We start from the raw sequence: 404 nt of genomic DNA on the forward strand, positions 1-404 counted from the left end.
GTCCACCCCTTGGGGCGGTTATGGGCGGGGGGTGGTCACAGTGCTTCGGCTAGGCGGTCTACCTGGGACGGGTCCAGGCCGTAGCAGTAGCACACGACCTCGTCGGCGCCCAGGTCGGTGAAAGCGGTGATCGTGTCGCGGATCTGCGCCGGTGTGGTGAGCATGCCGGAGACCATCTGGTCGGCCATGCCGGTGAAGGCGTAGTACGCGTGCATGTTGGCGCGGGCGTCGTCGATCACGTCCTGGGGGCCGAGTGCGATGTTGACCTGCGCGACGATGTGGGGCCGCCCGGCCCGGCCGTACTGCTTCCAGAACGCGCGGACGGTGTCGAACAGGTCGCCCGCCCACGTCGGTGGCGCGGCGGCGAGGAAGCCGTCGCCCCAGCGGGCGACGCGTTCGAGGGC

At 70.3% G+C, this 404-nt stretch carries 1 pseudogene; it reads right to left on the bottom strand.

From position 1 onward, the window contains the following. Positions 1-35 precede the first annotated feature (35 nt). Positions 36-404, bottom strand: a pseudogene (locus tag C1I98_RS40065) (LLM class flavin-dependent oxidoreductase); the annotation flags it as partial.

The sequence above is a fragment of the Spongiactinospora gelatinilytica genome (genome assembly GCF_003236385.1).
Classification (GTDB): Bacteria; Actinomycetota; Actinomycetes; order Streptosporangiales; family Streptosporangiaceae; genus Spongiactinospora; species Spongiactinospora gelatinilytica.